General features: G+C 50.5%; 9 protein-coding genes. 8 read left to right on the top strand and 1 reads right to left on the bottom strand.

Annotation, left to right across the window (positions count from 1 at the left end; translation table 11 throughout):
• From HH215_RS17160 to HH215_RS17125, 8 genes are all read left to right on the top strand, one after another.
• Positions 1-966, top strand: coding sequence for a diacylglycerol kinase (locus HH215_RS17160; protein ID WP_169281024.1), 966 nt, complete (start codon positions 1-3; stop codon positions 964-966).
• Positions 963-2,579: a 23S rRNA (uracil(1939)-C(5))-methyltransferase RlmD gene (gene rlmD / locus HH215_RS17155; protein WP_169281023.1), complete on the top strand. Its 1,617-nt coding sequence runs from the start codon at positions 963-965 to the stop codon at positions 2,577-2,579. Before HH215_RS17160 ends, rlmD begins: the two co-directional genes overlap by 4 nt.
• 460 nt (positions 2,580-3,039) lie before the next feature.
• Complete coding sequence (locus HH215_RS17150) at positions 3,040-6,132, top strand: hybrid sensor histidine kinase/response regulator (protein WP_169281022.1); 3,093 nt, start codon at positions 3,040-3,042, stop codon at positions 6,130-6,132.
• Positions 6,114-7,076, top strand: a complete 963-nt coding sequence (locus HH215_RS17145; RefSeq protein WP_169281021.1) for a response regulator — start codon at positions 6,114-6,116, stop codon at positions 7,074-7,076. The genes HH215_RS17150 and HH215_RS17145 overlap by 19 nt, the downstream gene beginning before the upstream one ends.
• A 96-nt stretch (positions 7,077-7,172) precedes the next feature.
• Entirely contained in the window at positions 7,173-11,522 is a 4,350-nt protein-coding gene (locus HH215_RS17140) for an S-layer homology domain-containing protein (RefSeq protein ID WP_169281020.1), read from the top strand.
• 749 nt (positions 11,523-12,271) lie between these two features.
• A complete protein-coding gene (locus tag HH215_RS17135) occupies positions 12,272-12,625 on the top strand; it encodes a BlaI/MecI/CopY family transcriptional regulator (RefSeq protein ID WP_254450583.1) in 354 nt (117 codons plus the stop codon).
• Between the two features lie 9 nt (positions 12,626-12,634).
• On the top strand, positions 12,635-14,311 hold the full coding sequence (locus tag HH215_RS17130) for a M56 family metallopeptidase (protein WP_169281018.1): 1,677 nt from the start codon (positions 12,635-12,637) through the stop codon (positions 14,309-14,311).
• A 668-nt stretch (positions 14,312-14,979) separates the two neighbouring features.
• Positions 14,980-15,333 carry a hypothetical protein gene (locus HH215_RS17125; RefSeq protein WP_169281017.1) on the top strand — a complete coding sequence of 118 codons (354 nt, stop codon included), beginning with the start codon at positions 14,980-14,982 and terminating at the stop codon, positions 15,331-15,333.
• A gap of 325 nt (positions 15,334-15,658) precedes the next feature.
• Here the strand turns inward: HH215_RS17125 and HH215_RS17120 are convergent, their stop codons facing one another.
• Complete coding sequence (locus tag HH215_RS17120) at positions 15,659-18,763, bottom strand: ATP-binding protein (RefSeq protein WP_169281016.1); 3,105 nt, start codon at positions 18,761-18,763, stop codon at positions 15,659-15,661.
• Positions 18,764-18,829: the final 66 nt, after the last annotated feature.

The raw sequence follows: 18,829 nt of genomic DNA, 5'->3' as shown, positions 1-18,829 counted from the left end.
ATGAAGAGGGGATCCTTGGTGGACACGATTCGAGCCCGGTTAATCTATAACCCGACTTCCGGCCGGGAGGAAGTCAAACGTAAGCTGGGTGCGATTCTGCAACGCTTAGAGCGGGGAGGGGTCGAGACGTCTTGCCATGCTACCGAGAATAAGGGAGACGCGATCCAAGCCGCGTCGGATGCCGTGGAACGCGGATTCGACATGATCATCTCGGCAGGCGGAGACGGCACCTTGAACGAAGTGGTGAACGGCATGTCGGTCCATGAACGCAGGCCGGCTCTCGGAATTCTGCCGCTTGGAACGACGAATGATTTCGCGCGCGCGCATGGCATTCCTCGAAAGTGGGAGAATGCGTGCGATTTGCTGACCCGCAGGCATACGACTCCAGTCGACGTAGGGCAAGCGAACGACCGCTACTTCATCAACATTGCCGGCGGCGGTACGCTGACGGAGTTGACTTACGACATTCCAAGCAAGCTGAAGACGATGGTCGGACAGCTTGCTTATTATATGAAGGGATTGGAGAGCATCACGCGTCTTCACCCTACGCAAATGCGAATATCCGCGGAAGAGATCGGCGTATTGGACGAGGAATTCATGCTCTTCCTGATCGCGAACAGCAACTCCATCGGCGGGTTCGATCGCTTGGCTCCCAATGCAAGCACGAATGATGGAGTTTTCGACGTCCTGGCGTTGCGCAAGTGTAGCTTGCCCGAGTTTATTCGGATCGCTACGTTGGTCATGCGCGGAGAGCCGGTGTTGAATGACCCGCATTTCATTCATTTCCAGACGAATCACATCTCCGTGGAATCGGACCATCGGGTGCAACTGAACGTGGACGGCGAGTTCGGCGGTACGTTGCCGTGCACGTTTAATCTATTGCCGGCGCATTTGAACGTTGTCGTGGATGAACACGGGGAATCGTCCTACCGGAAGAACGGCCCGGGCCGGGCATTCTCACTATGAGCGGACGGAATGGGAAAGCGGTTAGCGGCGGCAGCAAGAGAAGCGGCGGAAAGAAGCTCGGTGGGACGGGCGGACAACGCCGGAATGCGAGAGATACGGGATCGAACGGGGGAACAGGAGACCGGTCTAGAAGAAATGCCGGTAGTGGCGAATCGCCTCGGGCAATTGCCGGAGTGCCGGTAATCGTTGGTCAACTTGTTACCTGCGAGATTATAGGTTTGACGCATGACGGAGACGGGGTAGGCCGGGTCGATGGCTATACCCTTTTTATTCGCGATGCTCTCCCCGGCGAGAAGGTGCAGGCGGAAGTCGTTAGCATCGGCAAATCGTTCGGCAAAGCTCGGATGACCGAGCTTCTTCAGGGTGGCTCGGATTCGGGTTCGGTCGGTCGGGTCAAGCCTCCTTGTCCCATCTATGATTCTTGCGGCGGCTGTCAATTACAGCACTTGAGTTATTCCGAACAGCTCCGCTGGAAACGACAGCATGTGGTCGATAACTTGGCGCGGATCGGGAAGCTTGCGGTTGCGGGAGAGGTTGGGAGTGGCGCCGCTGCTTCTAAGGCGGCAACCGAAGGCCAACAAACCGTCATCGTTCACCCGACGATCGGCATGAACGCCCCATGGCGTTACCGGAACAAGGCGCAGGTTCCGATCGGATTCGGAGAAGGCGGGCTGATCGGCGGCTTCTATGAACAGGGAAGCAACGATATCGTAGAGATGGACGCTTGCCTCATCCAGCAGGAAGAGAACGAAGAGACCGTTCGGGCGGTTAAGGAAGCCGCTCGAATGCTAGATATCGGAGCATATAATCGCGCGACCGGACGGGGTTTGCTGCGTCACGTCGTCGTTCGTCATGCTCGGACGACCGGTCAGCGCATGGTAGTGCTTGTCACGAACGGCCGGGATATCCCGCACGCTCAGGAGTTTGCGGCGCTTATTCGCGAGAAGGTTCCGGGGGTCGTGAGCATCTGCCAGAACGTTCAGACGGCGGCGACGCCGGTCGTGTTCGGGGAAGAAACGCGTGTGTTGTGGGGAGAAGACGTCATTTACGACGAGATCGACGGGATTCAGTTCGCGATCTCTCCTCGATCGTTCTTCCAGGTCAACCCGGAGCAGACGGTTCGATTATATGGCAAAGCCGTCGAGTATGCCGCGTTGACCGGTAACGAGACAGTCATGGATGCGTATTGCGGCGCAGGAACGATTTCCCTGTTCCTGGCGAAGCACGCCGATAAAGTGTACGGCGTGGAGATCGTTCCCGAGGCAATCGAGGATGCTAAGCGCAATGCGCGGCTTAATGGCATCCATAATGCCGAGTTCGAAGTCGGCCCGGCGGAAGCGATCATGCCTCGCTGGAAAGACGATGGCATCGTGCCCGACGTCATCGTCGTCGATCCTCCTCGCAAAGGATGCGATCCTTCGCTGATTGACACGATGCTGGAACTCCGGCCTTCGCGAATCGTTTATGTATCGTGCAATCCGTCGACTTTGGCACGGGATTTGCGATTGCTCGAGGATGGGGGATACAAAACCGTCGAGGTTCAGCCGGTGGATATGTTTCCTCATACGGGGCATGTGGAGTGCGTGGTGTCATTAAATCAGATTCTCAATTAACAGGGGCGCCTAAGCATTAGTTGTCACTATGCACAGCAAACAGCCCTCTGCTGCTCTATTCAGCGGTGGAGGGCTGTTGTTTGTTATTCAATCGTTAAACAAATGCGTTTATTGCAGTTTGATTTTCAGGAAGATCGAAGGTTTTAAGTGACCGAACTTCTTAAGGACAATTTGATTTGAAACGTATATCTATTATCCGCTCGAACAGTAGATTCGCACCAGACGCCTGAGCAAGCGCACCGCAAGAATAAGCCAAGAGAGACCTTTCGGTATTGTACGCCGGAAGGTTTTTTTGCCAAGAGTGACCTGCGTGGAGCGGCGATGCAAGAGAATGCTGCGTGATGCGGATGAACGCCAACTCACGAGGCGAGAATGATTGCGTCGCTTCGGGTCGAGTTCTGCTATAATAATGGACATTCGTTCCATTTTTATTGCCGTGCGCAGAAAGAGAGACATTTATATGAAAAGTTGGTTGGCGAGATTCGGGCTTCTTGCGGTCATCGGGCTTTTCGTTCTCGTTCAGATTTACATGACGCTCGAATCGGAGGTGACTCGTCCGACGCTTCCGGTCAAGGACGGCATCCTGGACGCGAGAGGGTGGGATTTCGCTCAGGATGGCATGATGAGGCTGGACGGCACTTGGACGTTCTACCCTAACGTGCTGGCTTCGCCCGACTCGCTGCCCACAGACAAGGCGATCAGCATCCGGGTGCCCGGCAATTGGCATAAATCCGTTCCCGAGCAGCAGCTTTTCGGCATCGGCACTTATGAGGCTGTTATATTGCTCGCGCCATCTGCCCCTCCTGTCATCGGCATCAAAGTGACGAATATTCGTATGTCGCACCGGTTGTATGTCAACGGCCGTTTGCTTCACGAGAACGGAAGGCCGTCGGAGTCGCAGGAGACGGAGAAACCGAAAAATACCCCGTATACGGTTTACGTCCCGGTCGAGAACAACCGTCTTCATCTCGTCATCCAGACAGCTAATTTCCATTATTACCAGGGAGGCATTGCGCAACCGATCGTCATCGGGGAGCCCGAGCAAGTATCCCGCTACGCCCTAATTAATTTCGGCATCGGCCTGGTCGGCTTCATGATGACGGTTTCTTTCGGGTTGTATTCGTTAGCCGTCTATTTGATGCGTTCCCGGGATCGCCTGTACTTGTACGCCGGACTGTTTTTTCTCATCATCTCGCTCACTGTGGCTTGCGCGGATGAGAAGGTGCTCATGGTGCTGCTCGATTGGCTGCCTTTTACGGTCGCCTACAAGCTGCAAGATTTGTCGTTGTCCGGAGCGCTTATACTGCTGCTCGTCTTTTTTCGGGCGGTGGATCCGGCATTTGCTTCGAAAAAGGTGTTTCGACTGATGATGGCGCCGATACTGCTTTACTTGACGGCGGTGGCGATCTTGCCGTACCGGACGTACATACCCGTGAAAATGTTGTTTTCTCCCTATCAGCTCATCATCTGCGGGTATTCGATCGTAAGCTGGCTGCTGCTGCTCATCAAAGACCAATCGAGGGAAAATCGCGTGAAGCGGGCGTTGATGTTCGGCACGGCGCTATTTCTGACGGGAAGCTTGCTGTTTCAATATTTGTATCTCGATCAGATTATTGCGAGTAAACGTCTGTCGTTCGTCTCGTTCTTTTCTTTTATATCCACGATTAATTTGTATTTGGCTTTCTGCTCGAGGAACGCGCTGCGGCGATCGGAGCAACTGACGGTGCAATTGCTGCAGGCGAACGAGACGAAAAACGAGTTTTTGCAGCGGACGTCGCACGAACTGAGGACACCGCTGCACGGCATTCAAAATCTGGCTGAACACGTGCTGCGGAAGGAGACGGGGATGCGCGAGGATGCGCGCCGACATCTCGGCGTCGTCGTGGATACGGCCGAACGGCTGTCGTATATTGTGAACAACTTGATCGATGCGACGCAGCTTCGCAATATGTCGCTGCAAGTACGGTTGGCGTCGGTGGATTTGTCTGCCGTCGCGGAGCATGTGCTGAGGATTATCTCTATGCATGTTGGCCTTAAGCCGATCGCGCTGGTGAATCGCGTGCCGTCCGGAACGTTCGTCGAGGCGGACGAGATCAGGCTGCAGCAAATCGTCTACAACGTGTTGTCCAACGCAGTGAAGTATTCGAATGAGGGAACCGTCCCCGTCTCCGCGAAATCGCAAAACGGCCGGGTTACGCTGCTGATTGCGGACGAGGGAATCGGCATGACGGAATCCGAGCAAGAGGGCGTATTCGAGGACAGGTATCGCGCGGACGCGGCGGGGCAGCCGCCGATGGAAGGCATGGGGCTTAGCCTGTTCGTCAGCCGGGAGCTGGCTCGCCGGATGGGAGGCGAGCTGTATATTGCGGGAAGCGAGCCGGGGCGCGGAACCGAGATGGCGCTGGAATTGAAGGAGGCGAGGAGGACGTCGGAAGCGAAAATTCACGTTGCGCCGGATGAACGGGAAGGGGGACTGCCGGCAGCAGCCTGGCCGGAGCTGGCCGCATCGGCGGACGCCGGAGAGCGGGAACGCCGTTCGGTGCTTCTGGTCGACGACGATCCGATGAATCTGGAAGTGCTTCGGCTCATCTTGCAGGATGACTACGATCTGGAAGTGGCGTACGGAGGGGAAGAGGCCTTGGTGTGGCTGAACAACCGCCGGTTCGACCTGATGATTACCGATTATTTGATGCCAGGGATGTCGGGTCTGGAGCTGACGAAACGTGTTCGGGCTAACCACTCCTCCGTGTCGCTGCCAGTCATTATCGCAACGGCTGTATCGCGTGAGGCCGATGTCGAGCTTGCCTATCAGGTCGGAGCGACGGACTATATCGCCAAGCCGTTCTCGGCGGGTGAGATTCGCAAACGGGTGCAGTTGCTTCTGCAGTTGTCCGGCACGATGGAAACCGCCCTCCGCAACGAGCGAGCGTTCCTCGCGGCACAGATTAAGCCGCATTTCCTGTACAACGCGCTGAACAACATTATCGCGGCTTGTTATGACGAGCCTGAGCGAGCCGCCGAGTGGTTGAGGCTGCTCAGCCGCCATCTGCGGCGCATGTTCCGGCACGAATCGACGATCCATACGATACCGCTTGAGCAGGAAGTGGAGCTGATCCGGGATTATGTCGAGCTGGAGAAGCTGCGTTTTGGAGACCGGCTTCGCTTCGAGATTGAGATCGATCCGTCCTTGCTGACGGATAATCCGCAAGTGAGAACGTTGCTCGTCCAGCCGCTCGTCGAGAACGCGATTTGCCATGGTATTTTCAACAAAAGAGGCACGGGAACGGTGGCGCTTCGGATCGGGCGCGAAGAAAATTACTTGCGCATCGATGTGGAGGACGATGGCATCGGGATCGATCCGGACGCGGTGCGGCGAATTATTGCCGGGGAGACGGTGAAGGGAGTCGGGCTGCCGAATGTTCGCAGGCAGGTCGCGGCCGTAGCGGGAGCTGAATTCCGTCTTCAATCCGAGGAGGGGAGGGGCACGCGCTGCACGATTTTGCTCCCTGCCCGATTGCAGAAGGAGGTTAAGCAATGGCCTACGCTACAATGATCGTAGAGGATGAACAGCGCATTTTGGCGTACATGACAAACCAGCTTGCGGCGTATCCCGAATTCGAGCTGATGGGCTGCTTCGATGTTCCAGAGGAGGCGCTTGCCGCCTTTCCCGCGCTGCTGCCGGACGTGGCGTTTCTCGATATCCAGATGCCCCGTCTGACGGGACTTGCGCTTGCCGAAAAGCTGCTGCGGATCAAACCGGACTTGAAAATCATTTTTTTGACCGCCTATGAGCAGTACGCACTTGACGCTTTCAAGGTCGAAGCGATCGACTATATTCTGAAGCCGGTTGGCAGCGGCGATATCGAGCGCGTATTGCGCCGGCTGGACAAGCTTCGCCCCGCAGCCGCAGTCCCGGACGCCGCGCGTGCCGGACCGATGATCCGTTGCCTTGGCACGTTCGAAGTGATGGGGCGCGACGGTAGACTGGTGCGTTGGCCGACGAAAAAGGCGGAGGAGCTGTTCGCTTACTTCTGGGTGAATAAGGACAGACAGATCGACAAATGGGCGCTGATCGACCTGCTGTGGCCCGGTTCGCCCGAAAAAAAGGGCGATCGCAATTTGTATACCGGTATCTACCGGTTGAAGCAGGTTTTGCAGCATTTGCCGGTTGCCTTCTCTATCGAACGCGGCAATTTTTCCTATCGTTTCCTCGGCCCCGACGGTTTGTCCGATCTGGAAGAGCTGCGCGAACTGGCTAATCACCGTGAGGCGGTCGAACGGCGGACGGAACGCGCGATGGAGCTGTTTCTCGGCTATCGGCAGCCGTTGTTCGGCAGCCGAAGCTACTCGTGGAGCGCGTCGGCGGATGCCGCCGTCGACGAAATGATGAATCGGCTTGGCGAGCGGCTGGCGGAGTGGTGGCGGGGGCAAGGAGATGCCGTCCAGGAACGTGCGGTGCTGAACGCGATCGAAGCGAGGCTGCGCGAAGCGGAATAGCGAAAAAGCTCGGTTTGTGTCATTTTTGTTACGTCCGATTGTTATAATCTTTCTCGATGCAGGCAGGCAACAAGCCAGGCTACGAGAGGGGATTGCATGATGGCAAAAAAATGGATGGCATTATTATTCGCATTCGTGTTGCTGCTACCAACGGAGGCGGTATTTCGTTCGCCCGAGGCGTCAGCGGCAGCGTTGTTTGCGGGCGGCAGCGGGACGGCGGGGGATCCGTATTTGATCTCAAATCCGACCCAACTGAACAACGTCCGCGAAATGCTGAACAAGAATTTCAAGTTGACGCAAAACATTGACCTGACAGAGTACGTGTCGTCATCGGGGCTCGGCTACAACGAAGGCAAGGGCTGGAATCCGATCGGGATGTCTGAAAGTCCGTTTACGGGCGTGTTCGATGGGGACGGGCACGTCATCACCGGGCTTGCAATCAATCGTTCCGAAATGACAACGGGGCTGTTTCGGGGGCTGACCGGCACGATCAAGAACCTTGGCGTCGTCGGCGCTCAAGTTGTCAATCAGTTACCGATTACGGGCATTCTGGTCGGACAAAGTCTGGGCGGTACGATACAAAATTGCTTTGTGAAGGGTTCGGTTACTTCGACTGCCAACACAGCGGGCGGGCTGGTCGGAGCCAACTCCGGGACGATCGCGAATAGCTACTCGCTCGCTTCGGTTAGCGCACCCTATCAGGTCGGAGGCCTTGTCGGCAGCAACATGGATATCGAGGACTTTACGGCACGCATTGAAAACTCGTACGCCGCAGGCACAGTAACGGCTACGTTTTCAATGAATCAAGGCGGTCTTGTCGGTTATTCGAATGCAACCGTGGTTAATTCGTTCTACGATAAGAGCACCAGCGGCCAATCCGATGAGGGCAATGGTACCGGCCTAGATTCGACGCACATGTTTATGAAGGCGACGTATACCGGTTGGGATTTCGAGTCGGTATGGACGATCCGCGAACTTGACGACTATCCGGAGCTGCGCGTATTCAACACTGTTCCGACAACTCCGGATTATGCTCCGACGGCAACCCCGACGCTCACGGGCACGGCGCAAGTCGGCAGCACGCTGACGGCATCGTCCGGTTATGCGGACGCGGACGACGATGAAGAGTCCGGTACGACTTACGCGTTTTATCGTTACGATGCGGACGGAATAACCGGCGAGACACTTGTGCAAGGCGCGTCCGCGATGAAAACGTATACGATTGCCGCCGCGGACCTCGGTAAAGTCATTAAGGTCAAAGTCGTGCCGAAAAACGCGAAAGCGACGGGGGCGACAGCGACAAGCGCTGCGACGGCCGTTATCGCCGAAGCGCTGCCGGTTATGATATCGACTGCGGAAGAGTTGGATGCGATTCGGAATAATACATCTGGAAATTATATCCTCACTAGAGATATCGATCTTACGGATTACTTGTCACCCACAGGTGGAGGTTATAATGGAGGTAAAGGCTGGAAACCGATTGGAACATTATCGGATCAGTTCAAGGGAACCTTCAACGGCAACGGTCACGTCATCACGGGTTTGAAAATCGATCGTCCAGACCCAGTCGAGGCGCCCGTCGGATTTTTCGGCAGAATTAAAGAAGGATCGTCGATTAAACGCGTAGGGCTCGTGAATGTCGACGTGAAAGGTTCGGTGGCTGTCGGAGCACTGGTGGGGACGAATACGGGCAGCGTTTCCGAGAGCTTCGCCACGGGCAAAGTCGCAGCTTCGGGTACTTTCGCGGGCGGACTTGTCGGCAATAGTACCGGCACGATCGCGAACAGCTATGCGATCGTTACGGTCAACTCGACCAGTACCGATGTCGGAGGCTTGGTCGGAAAAACGACGATGCTCGGACCGACTACTCCGGGAACCGTGTCGACTTCGTTCGCGGCAGGCATCGTCACGGGTACGGGAAATACCGGTGGCCTGATCGGCACCAATACGGGCAGCGTCGACGATAAGTCGTTTTACGACAAATCCATTTCAGGCCAGTCGGATACGAACAAAGGCATCGGCAAAACAACGGTGGAAATGAAGACGCAATCCACTTTTACTGGCTGGGATTTCAATAACGTCTGGTTGATGGATCCGAGTACCGGAAATCCAAGCCTTCGCGCGTTCGTGCCTACGGACGCACTGCCAACGGCATCGCCGACGCTCTCGGGCACGACGCAAGTCGGCAGCACGCTGACGGCAACTTCCGGTTATGCGGACGCGGACGACGATGAAGAGTCCGGTACGACTTACGCGTTTTATCGTTACGATCCGAGCGGCACAAGCGGAGAGACGCTTGTGCAAGAGGAATCGTCGATGAATACGTACACGGTTACGGTTGCGGACACTGGCAAAGTGATCAAGGTCAAGGTCACGCCGAAAAACGCGAAAGCGACGGGTGCAACGGTGACGAGCGCGCCAACAGGGGTCGTTCCGCAACTGGCGACGGAAATTTCGTTGGTGCTCGAGCCGGCTGCCGTAACGACCAGCGGGTTGAAATATGGCTCGACGGTTACGCTTACCGCAACTGTTGGACCGGCTTCCGGCGCGGGAGCGGTTCCGACCGGCACCGTGAGGTTTTATATGGGCGTGAAACTGCTGGGAACAGAGGAGTTGGACTATAAACTGCTGGGAACAGGGGAACTGGACGACGACGGCGTGGCCACGCTGACAGTGTCGGATTGGACGCAACTGCCGAACCCCGGAAATTCTCCATACGAATGTGCACTTCTAGCCAGCTACAACGGCACCCCTCCGTATGAAGCCGGCGGAAGAATGCTTCAGGTCAAGGTCTATGACAAAATCACGACGACGGTTTCACTCTCCGCCGATCATGCAACGGCTACGGCCGGACAATCGGTCAAGCTGACGGCGCTCATAGAGGCAGATGATGATTTACGCGGCGTGCCGACCGGTTCCGTAACATTCAAGAACGGAAATACGACGCTGGGCACGGCGACGTTGAACGAACACGGCAAAGCGGAATGGACGGCGACGTCCCTTCCTGTTGGCGCAAACGATAAACTCACAGCGGAATATGCGGGCGCGGGCGACCATCTCGGAAGCGAATCGTCCGAAGTGACCGTTACGATTAATCCGGCGCCTTCGAGCGTTTCGGGGCCTTCGGGCGTTTCTGCGCCTGCCAAAGAAGAGATCAAGGTCGATGTACAGGGCGGCGCCGGCACGAACGGTAAGGTTGTCGCGCAGACGGTCATCACCCGAACGACGGACGCAAACGGGAAGAAAAAAGACGAAGTGAACTTCACGCCAGAGCAAGTCGGTGATACGGTCCGCCAAATGCAGACGGGCAGCACCCGTGCGGCTACGCTCGTCATTCCCGACGCGAAGGACGAAGTTTCGGAGTTGAACGTCAAGCTCCCGAAAGCTTCTACCGATAAACTCGCGGGAGAGAACGTCGGATTGTCCATTTTCACGAATGACGTTCATATCGGCATCCCGAGCGGCTCGATGCAAGGACTATCTAGCGATACGTATTTCCGTGTCGTTCCGATCAAGCAGGAAGACGAGCGCAAGGCGGTCGAGCAGCGCGCGAAAACCGAACAAGCGGCAAAGCTCGCGATCGGAATCGAAGGCGTTAGCGTCATCGGACGTCCGATGACGATTGAAACGAACTTGCAGAGCCGACCGGTGGAACTCGTGCTTCCGTTAGGCAACGCAAATCTTACCGAAGATCAGAAAAAAGATCTCGGCGTCTTCATCGAGCATAGCGACGGTACGAAAGAGTTTGTGCGGGGTGAATTGGTCAGCTACAATTCATCAGGCGCGCTTGGCTTACGGATCACGGTGAGCAAATTCAGCACGTTTACGATCGTGCATCTGTCCGGTTGGAGCGCTGCGCTGTCCGTCACCGTGCATAACCCTTACATTTTCGGCTATGGCGACGGCACTTTCAGGCCGAACAGCGCGATCACCCGCGCCGAAATGGCAGCCATTCTGGCGCGCGCTTTCCTTGCAAAATCTACGAATACGGCACTTTCTTTTGCAGATGTACCGGACAAGCACTGGGCGCGTTTGGCGATCGCCCAGACGACGGCGGCAGGACTGCTGATAGGGTATTCTAACGGCACCTTCAAACCGGATCAGGCGATAACGAGAGGCGAGATGGCCAGTATTGCGGCCAAGCTGCTTGGCGGCTCCGAAGCGAACATCGCAGGCGGCAACGGCGGCGGCTTTACCGACATTAAAGGCCACTGGGCGCAGACTTCCATCGAACGGGTGCAAGCTGCGGGTATTATCGCCGGTTATGGCAATGGCACTTTCCGTCCGGACGACAAGCTTACGCGCTCTCAGGCCGTAGTTATTGTCAATAAGCTGCTCGGATGGAAACCGCAAGCTTCCAAACCTGCGAAATGGACGGATGTTCCTGCGAAGCATTGGGCGTTTGACGCGATCCAGGAAGCCTCCGGCGAGGACGTGAAGCATTAAACGAAATTAAACATAGCCTTTTGCAGCGAGCGCTGCCGGGGAACGGTTTATACCAAACAGGGAGACGCGGCTGATGAAGCCGCCGTCTCCCTGTTTGGTATTAAATCGCCCGTCCTAATTCACAAAATCTGATCTTATTTGGCGTAGTTTAGAGTTTTCCCAGTAATAAAAGTATGTTGACTTTGCCTAATTGTCGGATGCTCTCTTTTAGAGACTGTTCGGACCCGTGTGTGATGTGAAATTGTTCTGCTGCGTTATAATTGAATCAAATACCGTTGCTGATGATGGCCAAATTGTAAAAGAATACAACAATGGCGAGATTCGAAACCCAATTGTAGATCGGTTGGGAATCAGCATAACATAGAACGAGTTGCAGCGAGAGTTAGAAATGGCGGTCATCAAATTCCGACTGAGGATATTATCAGGAGACATGATACTTCGTTTTGGCTGTGGCCGGTTTTGTTTGAATACTCGACCTGGTGAATGAAACCCATTTTTTCTGTCGTACAAGCAAGAAAGTCGATCTGAATTTGCCGGATCTATCATTTACCAGAATTAGTCGACCTATTTAATCGAAGTCATCCAAGAAGCTTGACGGTTCCCTCTCATGATCAAAATTCGGGAGGGTGGCTTGACGTCGAATAATCGGCGTCTTTTTCGTTTTGACAAAAATATTCTACTACAGTAGAATATTAATATATGATTCTACAGCAGTAGAATAATGGTGAACGAGGTGCATTCATTTGGTTATGAAGTTATTCGATAGCGAACTTAATATTATGGAAATTTTGTGGAGAGACGGCGATACGGCCGCAAAGAGGATTGCGGAAATCGCAAAGGAAAAAATAGGTTGGAGTAAGACAACAACTTATACCATTATCAAAAGATGCCTTGATAAAGGGGCGATTGAACGGCGGGAGCCTAATTTTGTTTGCCATGCGCTTGTTACGCGAGAGCAGGCGCAAGAACACGAAACTACGGAACTTATTAATAAAATGTATGATGGCGCCCCCGACAGACTGATTGCTTCATTGTTGGGACAGAAACGACTGTCGACGGAAGAAATCAGCCGCTTGAAACGTCTTATCGATAGCATGGAGTGAGGTGAGGGAATGCCGTTACATCAAATAAGCATCTCGGCTTCCGTCTTTATTCTTGCGGTTATTTTCTTACGTTTCTTGCTGATTCACAAGCTGCCCAAAATGACCTTTATGTTTCTTTGGGGCGTTGCGTTAATTCAATTGCTTGTACCAGTTTCAGTTCAATCGCAATTCAGCATTTTTACGGCAGCGGAACATTTAAGCGGAATATTTACAGTGCCCCAATCGATTCCCGCGCCGGAAAGTTCAACAGTTGTTATTGGAACTACGGTAATCATGCCGCCCCTTACAGAACATGTGACCGCGCCGATTACGCCGCTGAAGACGGCTTCGCAAATATCGCCCATCGTATGGGTGTGGTTAGTTGGTTTTACGTTATGTGCTTTATTTTTTATCGTTCCGCATTTAAGGTATCGCAAAATCTACAAAATGGCTGTGCCTATAAAAAACGATTTTATAAAAAAATGGCAGCATTCAAATATGTTATGGCGAGATGTTCAAATCAGGCAACTAGATCATATTTCAACGCCGCTTACCTACGGTATTTTTCAGCCTGTTGTACTCTTGCCGAAAAATTTAGATTATGACGATGAGAAACAACTTGCGCTTATCCTGACCCACGAATTTACGCACATCAAGCGATTCGACACCCTAAAAAAATGGATTCTTGCCGCTAGCGTATGCGTCCATTGGTTCAACCCTTTAGCATGGGGCATGTATATCCTTGCCAACCGTGATATCGAGCTATTCTGTGATGAAACGGTCATACGGAAAATTGGAGAAAACACGAAAGCTACTTATGCTAGGGCACTTGTCCGGTTAGAAGAAAAGAAAATCGGTTTGTCGCCGATGATTAGCGGCTTTTCCAAAAACTCGACCGAAGAAAGGATTATATCGATTATGAAAACCAAGAAAATCACGATCACCACGACGCTGCTCGCTATTGGGCTTGTAGCAAGTGTCGTTATTATCTTTGCGACTTCTGCATTGGACAAAACGGAACCTTCTACGGATGTCGACAATTCTACAGCCGAACCTTCAGCCGAAGCCGTGCCCGCATTCTATCAAGGTGCCATCACTACCGAAATAGTGCCAGCATTATCTCAAGGTGCCACCGCTACAGATTTAATGCCGCACGATCTAACATTCAACAAGAAATATGATGTGCCGAGGTTGATAGACGGCCTTATGGCTTCAAAGTATCGTGCAGTTTATATGGATAACGAAATAGTTCTTCGTGTCACGATGGATAACACAGTACAGATAAGCAAAGATAATGGCGCGGTTTGGAAAAAATATGATACAGACGAAATCGATGCAAAAGAATTTGCAAAATGGCTGCTGATAAATGATCCCATTCCGGGCTATTCCATGAAAGAAGTTCAGAGTCGCTTGGCAAACGGGGCTGAAGTAAAACATTTAGTGTTTGAGAATGTAAAAGAGATGTATTTCATAATCGACAGGAACGGCGTACAGATTGAACTTGTGCAGCCTGAAAAAATATCTTCCGTTCTGATCGACGGTCAAAGAATGATGATTACTTCCGCTATATCAGCCCAGATGCTGAAATCATTTTATGACTTGTTAGTGTCGAACAATATACTTTCGGAAACTCATGCAGATCAAGATTATTCGGAAAGAATGAAGTATCTTGAAAAAAATCTCCCTAACTTTATTGTGTCGAAATAAAGGTGGGTTGCCGTTTTTTCGAAATGTTATGTTCCATATTGTTAAGGGCAAGTGTCATTCCTGTTCGAATTTATTACCTGTCCTCCCTATACAACAACAGCCCTTCATCACTAATAGAGGAGTGAAAGGCTGTTGTTGTTTTTTATTCATTCGTCGAGCAGATACATAAATTGTTGTTTAACCTCTGAGAACCGCGTGGGATTTTAGGTGTCCGAATTTTTTAATAACAATTTGATTCGAGAACGTATATATTTTATCCGCACGGACAGCAGAAGTAGCACGCAATAAACAAACTTGGTCAAGAATCGCTAGCGAAGGGAATTCCGCTTGCAACGAATGAAACAGTTTTGGCCCAAAGTCGCAAGCTCGACGAGCTAGTTACCCGATTTTATGTTCACAAAACGGTTGAGAGGGAGCAAGGCAATCGATAAAGCTTGTTTGTGGGGAGAGGTGAGGTCAATTAAATTTGCAGGGGATGCGTGATGGAGCGAGGCTGGCGATTGCGTTGATGTCCGATCCGTTTGCGGAGCAGGAGGGGGGACGCCAATTCGGCCAAATGGCATAGTCATCTGTCTCGTCCAGTCAGATAAACCCTTGATTGAATAAGATATTCACAACCAGTGACATGACTTGATCATAAAATCTTATTTAATAAAGGGAGAGTTTGTATGATTCGTAAATATTCGACTGGACCGCTAAATAACCTTACAGAGAAAGACAAAACTGTATCTAAAGATATTGTTGTGAACTCGCTAAACCAACATCAACATAAGAATGCCAGAGTAAGAATCAAAGTGTACGCATTAAACGGAAAGAAAAAATTGATTCATGACGTTGCATTTATCGTGAAACCGAATGAATCCACATTCAATAGCTTTTTTGTGGGAAATGCGAAGCAGTATGAAGTCCAATTTATTACAAATCAATTGAAAGTTCAATTTGCATCGTTTGGGATAAGTCCGAAAGATCGTTATGTTGCTGCACATCGAGTAATTAACAGTGAACTAACAAGAATCGTATGAGTACGACTGCTGCTGATCTTCTTGGACGCTCGTGTCCGCAACGATCGGCTTCATCGTGACAAAGGCGCGTCGGTATGGATGGTCAACGTTGTTGAACAGATATAGTCGGTAAGCGCCGTTGGCGGGCTTACATCGGGATGATGGGGTATTCGGAATTACTAATAGGAAATACAATGCTGTATATTGCTATGACCTACTGCACTGTGAAGATTAATAGAAGAGGCTGGTATGTTGTCTTTCCAATGCCTCTTTAATCCAATTGAATTAATTCCGATCCGTTTGAGGAGCAGAAGGAGGACGGATGGAAACGTCTCCTATCGCTAATTCAATTGTCTTTGATCTCGAGCATATGAATGATGATCGTTGTCCCTTTGCCCACTTCACTGTTCATTTGAAAATGAGCTCCTTTAATAAGTGAAAGCTTTCTAAATGGATTTGTGAAGCCCAATCGCTCACTTCGACCACGCATTAGCTCTTGCTGCTTTTCTAGAGGAATCCCGACACCGTTATCCTCTATCGTAATTTTGATATACTGCTGTTCCCGCTCGATAGTAAGACGCAGAGTTCCACCTTTAATACTTTTGGTTATCCCGTGAGTAACAGCATTTTCCACTAGCGGCTGAAGCGTCATTGCAGGGATATAGGTTTGAATCGTTTCGTCGATATTATATTCGATATGAAGCCTTTCTTCGAAGCGCAATTGTTCTATCGCTAAGTAAGCCATCACTAATTGTATTTCTTCCTCCAAAGGGACGAGTGAGCGCTGCTTCTGGTAATCCAGCTTTCCTCGGAAATAGGTAGAAAGATGTTCTAATGCAATTTGGGTTTTTTCCTGGTCAGACCAACTTAGCGCAGTAATCGCACTGAGTGTGTTGTATAAAAAATGCGGTTTAATCTGAGCGTAAAAGTAGTTGAGTTCATGCTCCACTGCATCCTGCGCTGATTGTTTCATTAATAATAAGGACTCGATTCGCATCTCTAATTCCTTCAAATTAACAGGCTTTTGCAAGTAATCATTGGCTCCTAATTGGAAGGATACAACTAAATCAGACAATTGTCCTGCTGCTGTTAATATGATGACAGGCAAATCTACTAAGTCATGCTCCTGTCTGATCGTTTTGCAAACCTCATATCCCGTCATACGGGGCATCATTAAATCTAATATTAATAGATCCACCTTTTCCGTTTCAATGATGTCGAGTGCTTCCTGCCCGCTGCCTACTGCAATTACGCTATAATGAAGCGAATGAAGCATATTAATAAGCACCTTCAAGTTGGCAGGCTCGTCATCTACAACTAATATCGTATATGGATTTGATCCTTCCACTTTTGTAGGGAGGATAACCTGCGACTGCTCCATCTCCCGATTTTTCATTTGGGTAAACGTAACTTGTTGGTTCATTTCGTGATTGTTTATTTCATTATGACCTAATAGCTGCTGCTTAGTAGCCAGTGGGAGCGTGAAGGTGAAGCATGAGCCTTTACCTATTTCAGAAGTTACCCAAATACGTCCGCCTGCACTCTCCACAATTTTCTTGGTAATGCTTAATCCCAAGCCAAGTCCTTCTGATTCCCTGATCCGGCTGCTTTCAACTTGATAAAAGGTTGTAAATATGAGGTCTTGGTACTCTGTAGCAATACCTGGTCCCGTATCCTCAACCGATATGTGCATCTGATCCTCTATGATTTGAGCTGAGATCGTGATCGTTCCCTGCTTGGTGAATTTAATCGCATTATAGATCAGATTAAAGAAAACTTGCTTTAGCTTTTGCTCATCGGTGTAGACAAGCGGCAAATTATCTGGAATCGAATTGATCAGTTGAACAGGCAGAGCGGGCGGCATGACATAGGCAATCTCAGCGAGCACTTCCTCAATAATTCGAATTTCGACTGGTCTGGATGTAAAAGACACCTCACCTTGCTTTATTTTGGAAATAAATAAAAGATCCTTAACCAAGCCTGTCAATCTTCTACTAACCGAGTGTATCAAAATAACGCTTTCTTGCTGTTTCCTTTTTAAAGGCCCCTCTACGCCCTCCAGCAGTGATTGAGTGAGATTCATGATACCGTGAAGTGGAGAGCCGAGCTCATGTGATGTTTTGACTAGAAATTCGTCCTTTATCCGGTCGAATTCAAGCAATTCATTAGACAGTTCCTCCACTTTATTATATGCCCGCTGAGAACGGTGACTCATTAATAGCGCTAAGCTCATCACCATAATTAGAAACAAAAGAAGCGACGGCATTTCGATATCCACTTCAAATAGCAGGACAACTGCAAGTAGAGCACCATAAACAGCAAAAGTAAAAACAATGATCAGCACATAGTCGGATTCATCCGTTTTTTGTTTATAGGCTTTTAGCAGCATAATAAAAATATACACATATCCAATAGCGGTAGTCCCTGAAACAATGAGTTGAATGAGCGGAAATGGAACCTTTACCATTAAATCAATAGTCATGCTTAACACACACACTGCCAAAGCTTGAAATCCTAACATTGCACTTAATGCAGTGACGATCCTTTTGCTGGCGGACATGTTGAAGAAATGATAAACAAATAGTAGGAAAAACAATACGAAAAGTGTAAGTGAAATGGCTTGAATTCCTAGTTGTGAGGATGGGCTGAGCTCCGGAAATTGTAAGTAGATCCATCTTTCATTTATCGTTGATATATGTACAGCTTGCGCTAAACTGAATAGACTGAAATAAAGCTCATACCGGAATTTCCGTTTATGTTGTAAATATGTTGTAACGTATATGAATGAAAACAGCAAATAACCGGAAATGAGAAAGGCTTCAAGGAATTTTTCACGGCCTTGTTTGGCTAATATTTGATCGGCTAGACCGAAATGGAGCGAACTGACAATCCCGCCAACGGCATAGTCATAATTGGCAACTAGAATAACAAGCTCTATTTGTTTATTATTACTATTTCCCAGCACGACATACTTTTTGTAATCGAAGCGATATTCTTCGGTGCTTTTTGAAGGAACACCTGCTGAGCCAAGCTCTTCCCCGTTTAAATACACTTTGTTGGCATTTCGAATCGTATTCAGCTTTACACCGTAACGGTCATCCTCCGGAACATGAATAAGCAAGCGATACGTACCTGTCCCATAAGGAGTAGCGTTCTCAGTTCTATAGCGATCCCACGCTGTAGGTACTGGAATGGATTGGCGTTGGTTCTTATAACGTTCAAATACATCCTCATTCGGACTTGGCACGATTAATTCATCTGGATAGAAGTCCCATTCTCCATCAAGCGCAATAATTTTTTCATCCTGCCGATCCCAATGCTGTAATGAAAGAACACCATTTTTCGCAGCGAATGTATCGGAGTCGAATATACGTAAGGAGCTAAGAACAAAGTATGTTGTCAAGAGAGTGATAGCGATCATAATTAAGGTTAGCGTCTTTCTCTTTTTCACATAGCCAATTCCTTTCACTAGGAGAGCTGCACCCATTTGGGTACTTGCGACCATTCAAACAGGCGG

It is taken from the genome of Cohnella herbarum (genome assembly GCF_012849095.1).
Lineage (GTDB): Bacteria > Bacillota > Bacilli > Paenibacillales > Paenibacillaceae > Cohnella > Cohnella herbarum.
This window is presented reverse-complemented; position numbering and strand designations above follow the sequence as displayed.

What these genes read in the sequence shown, in the direction of transcription:
- rlmD (WP_169281023.1), top strand. Translation starts at nt 963, where the DNA reads ATGAGCGGACGGAATGGGAAAGCGGTTAGCGGCGGCAGCAAGAGAAGC.
- HH215_RS17130 (WP_169281018.1), top strand. Translation starts at nt 12,635, where the DNA reads ATGCCGTTACATCAAATAAGCATCTCGGCTTCCGTCTTTATTCTTGCG.
- HH215_RS17160 (WP_169281024.1), top strand. Translation starts at nt 1, where the DNA reads ATGAAGAGGGGATCCTTGGTGGACACGATTCGAGCCCGGTTAATCTAT.
- HH215_RS17150 (WP_169281022.1), top strand. Translation starts at nt 3,040, where the DNA reads ATGAAAAGTTGGTTGGCGAGATTCGGGCTTCTTGCGGTCATCGGGCTT.
- HH215_RS17135 (WP_254450583.1), top strand. Translation starts at nt 12,272, where the DNA reads ATGAAGTTATTCGATAGCGAACTTAATATTATGGAAATTTTGTGGAGA.
- HH215_RS17140 (WP_169281020.1), top strand. Translation starts at nt 7,173, where the DNA reads ATGATGGCAAAAAAATGGATGGCATTATTATTCGCATTCGTGTTGCTG.
- HH215_RS17125 (WP_169281017.1), top strand. Translation starts at nt 14,980, where the DNA reads ATGATTCGTAAATATTCGACTGGACCGCTAAATAACCTTACAGAGAAA.
- HH215_RS17145 (WP_169281021.1), top strand. Translation starts at nt 6,114, where the DNA reads ATGGCCTACGCTACAATGATCGTAGAGGATGAACAGCGCATTTTGGCG.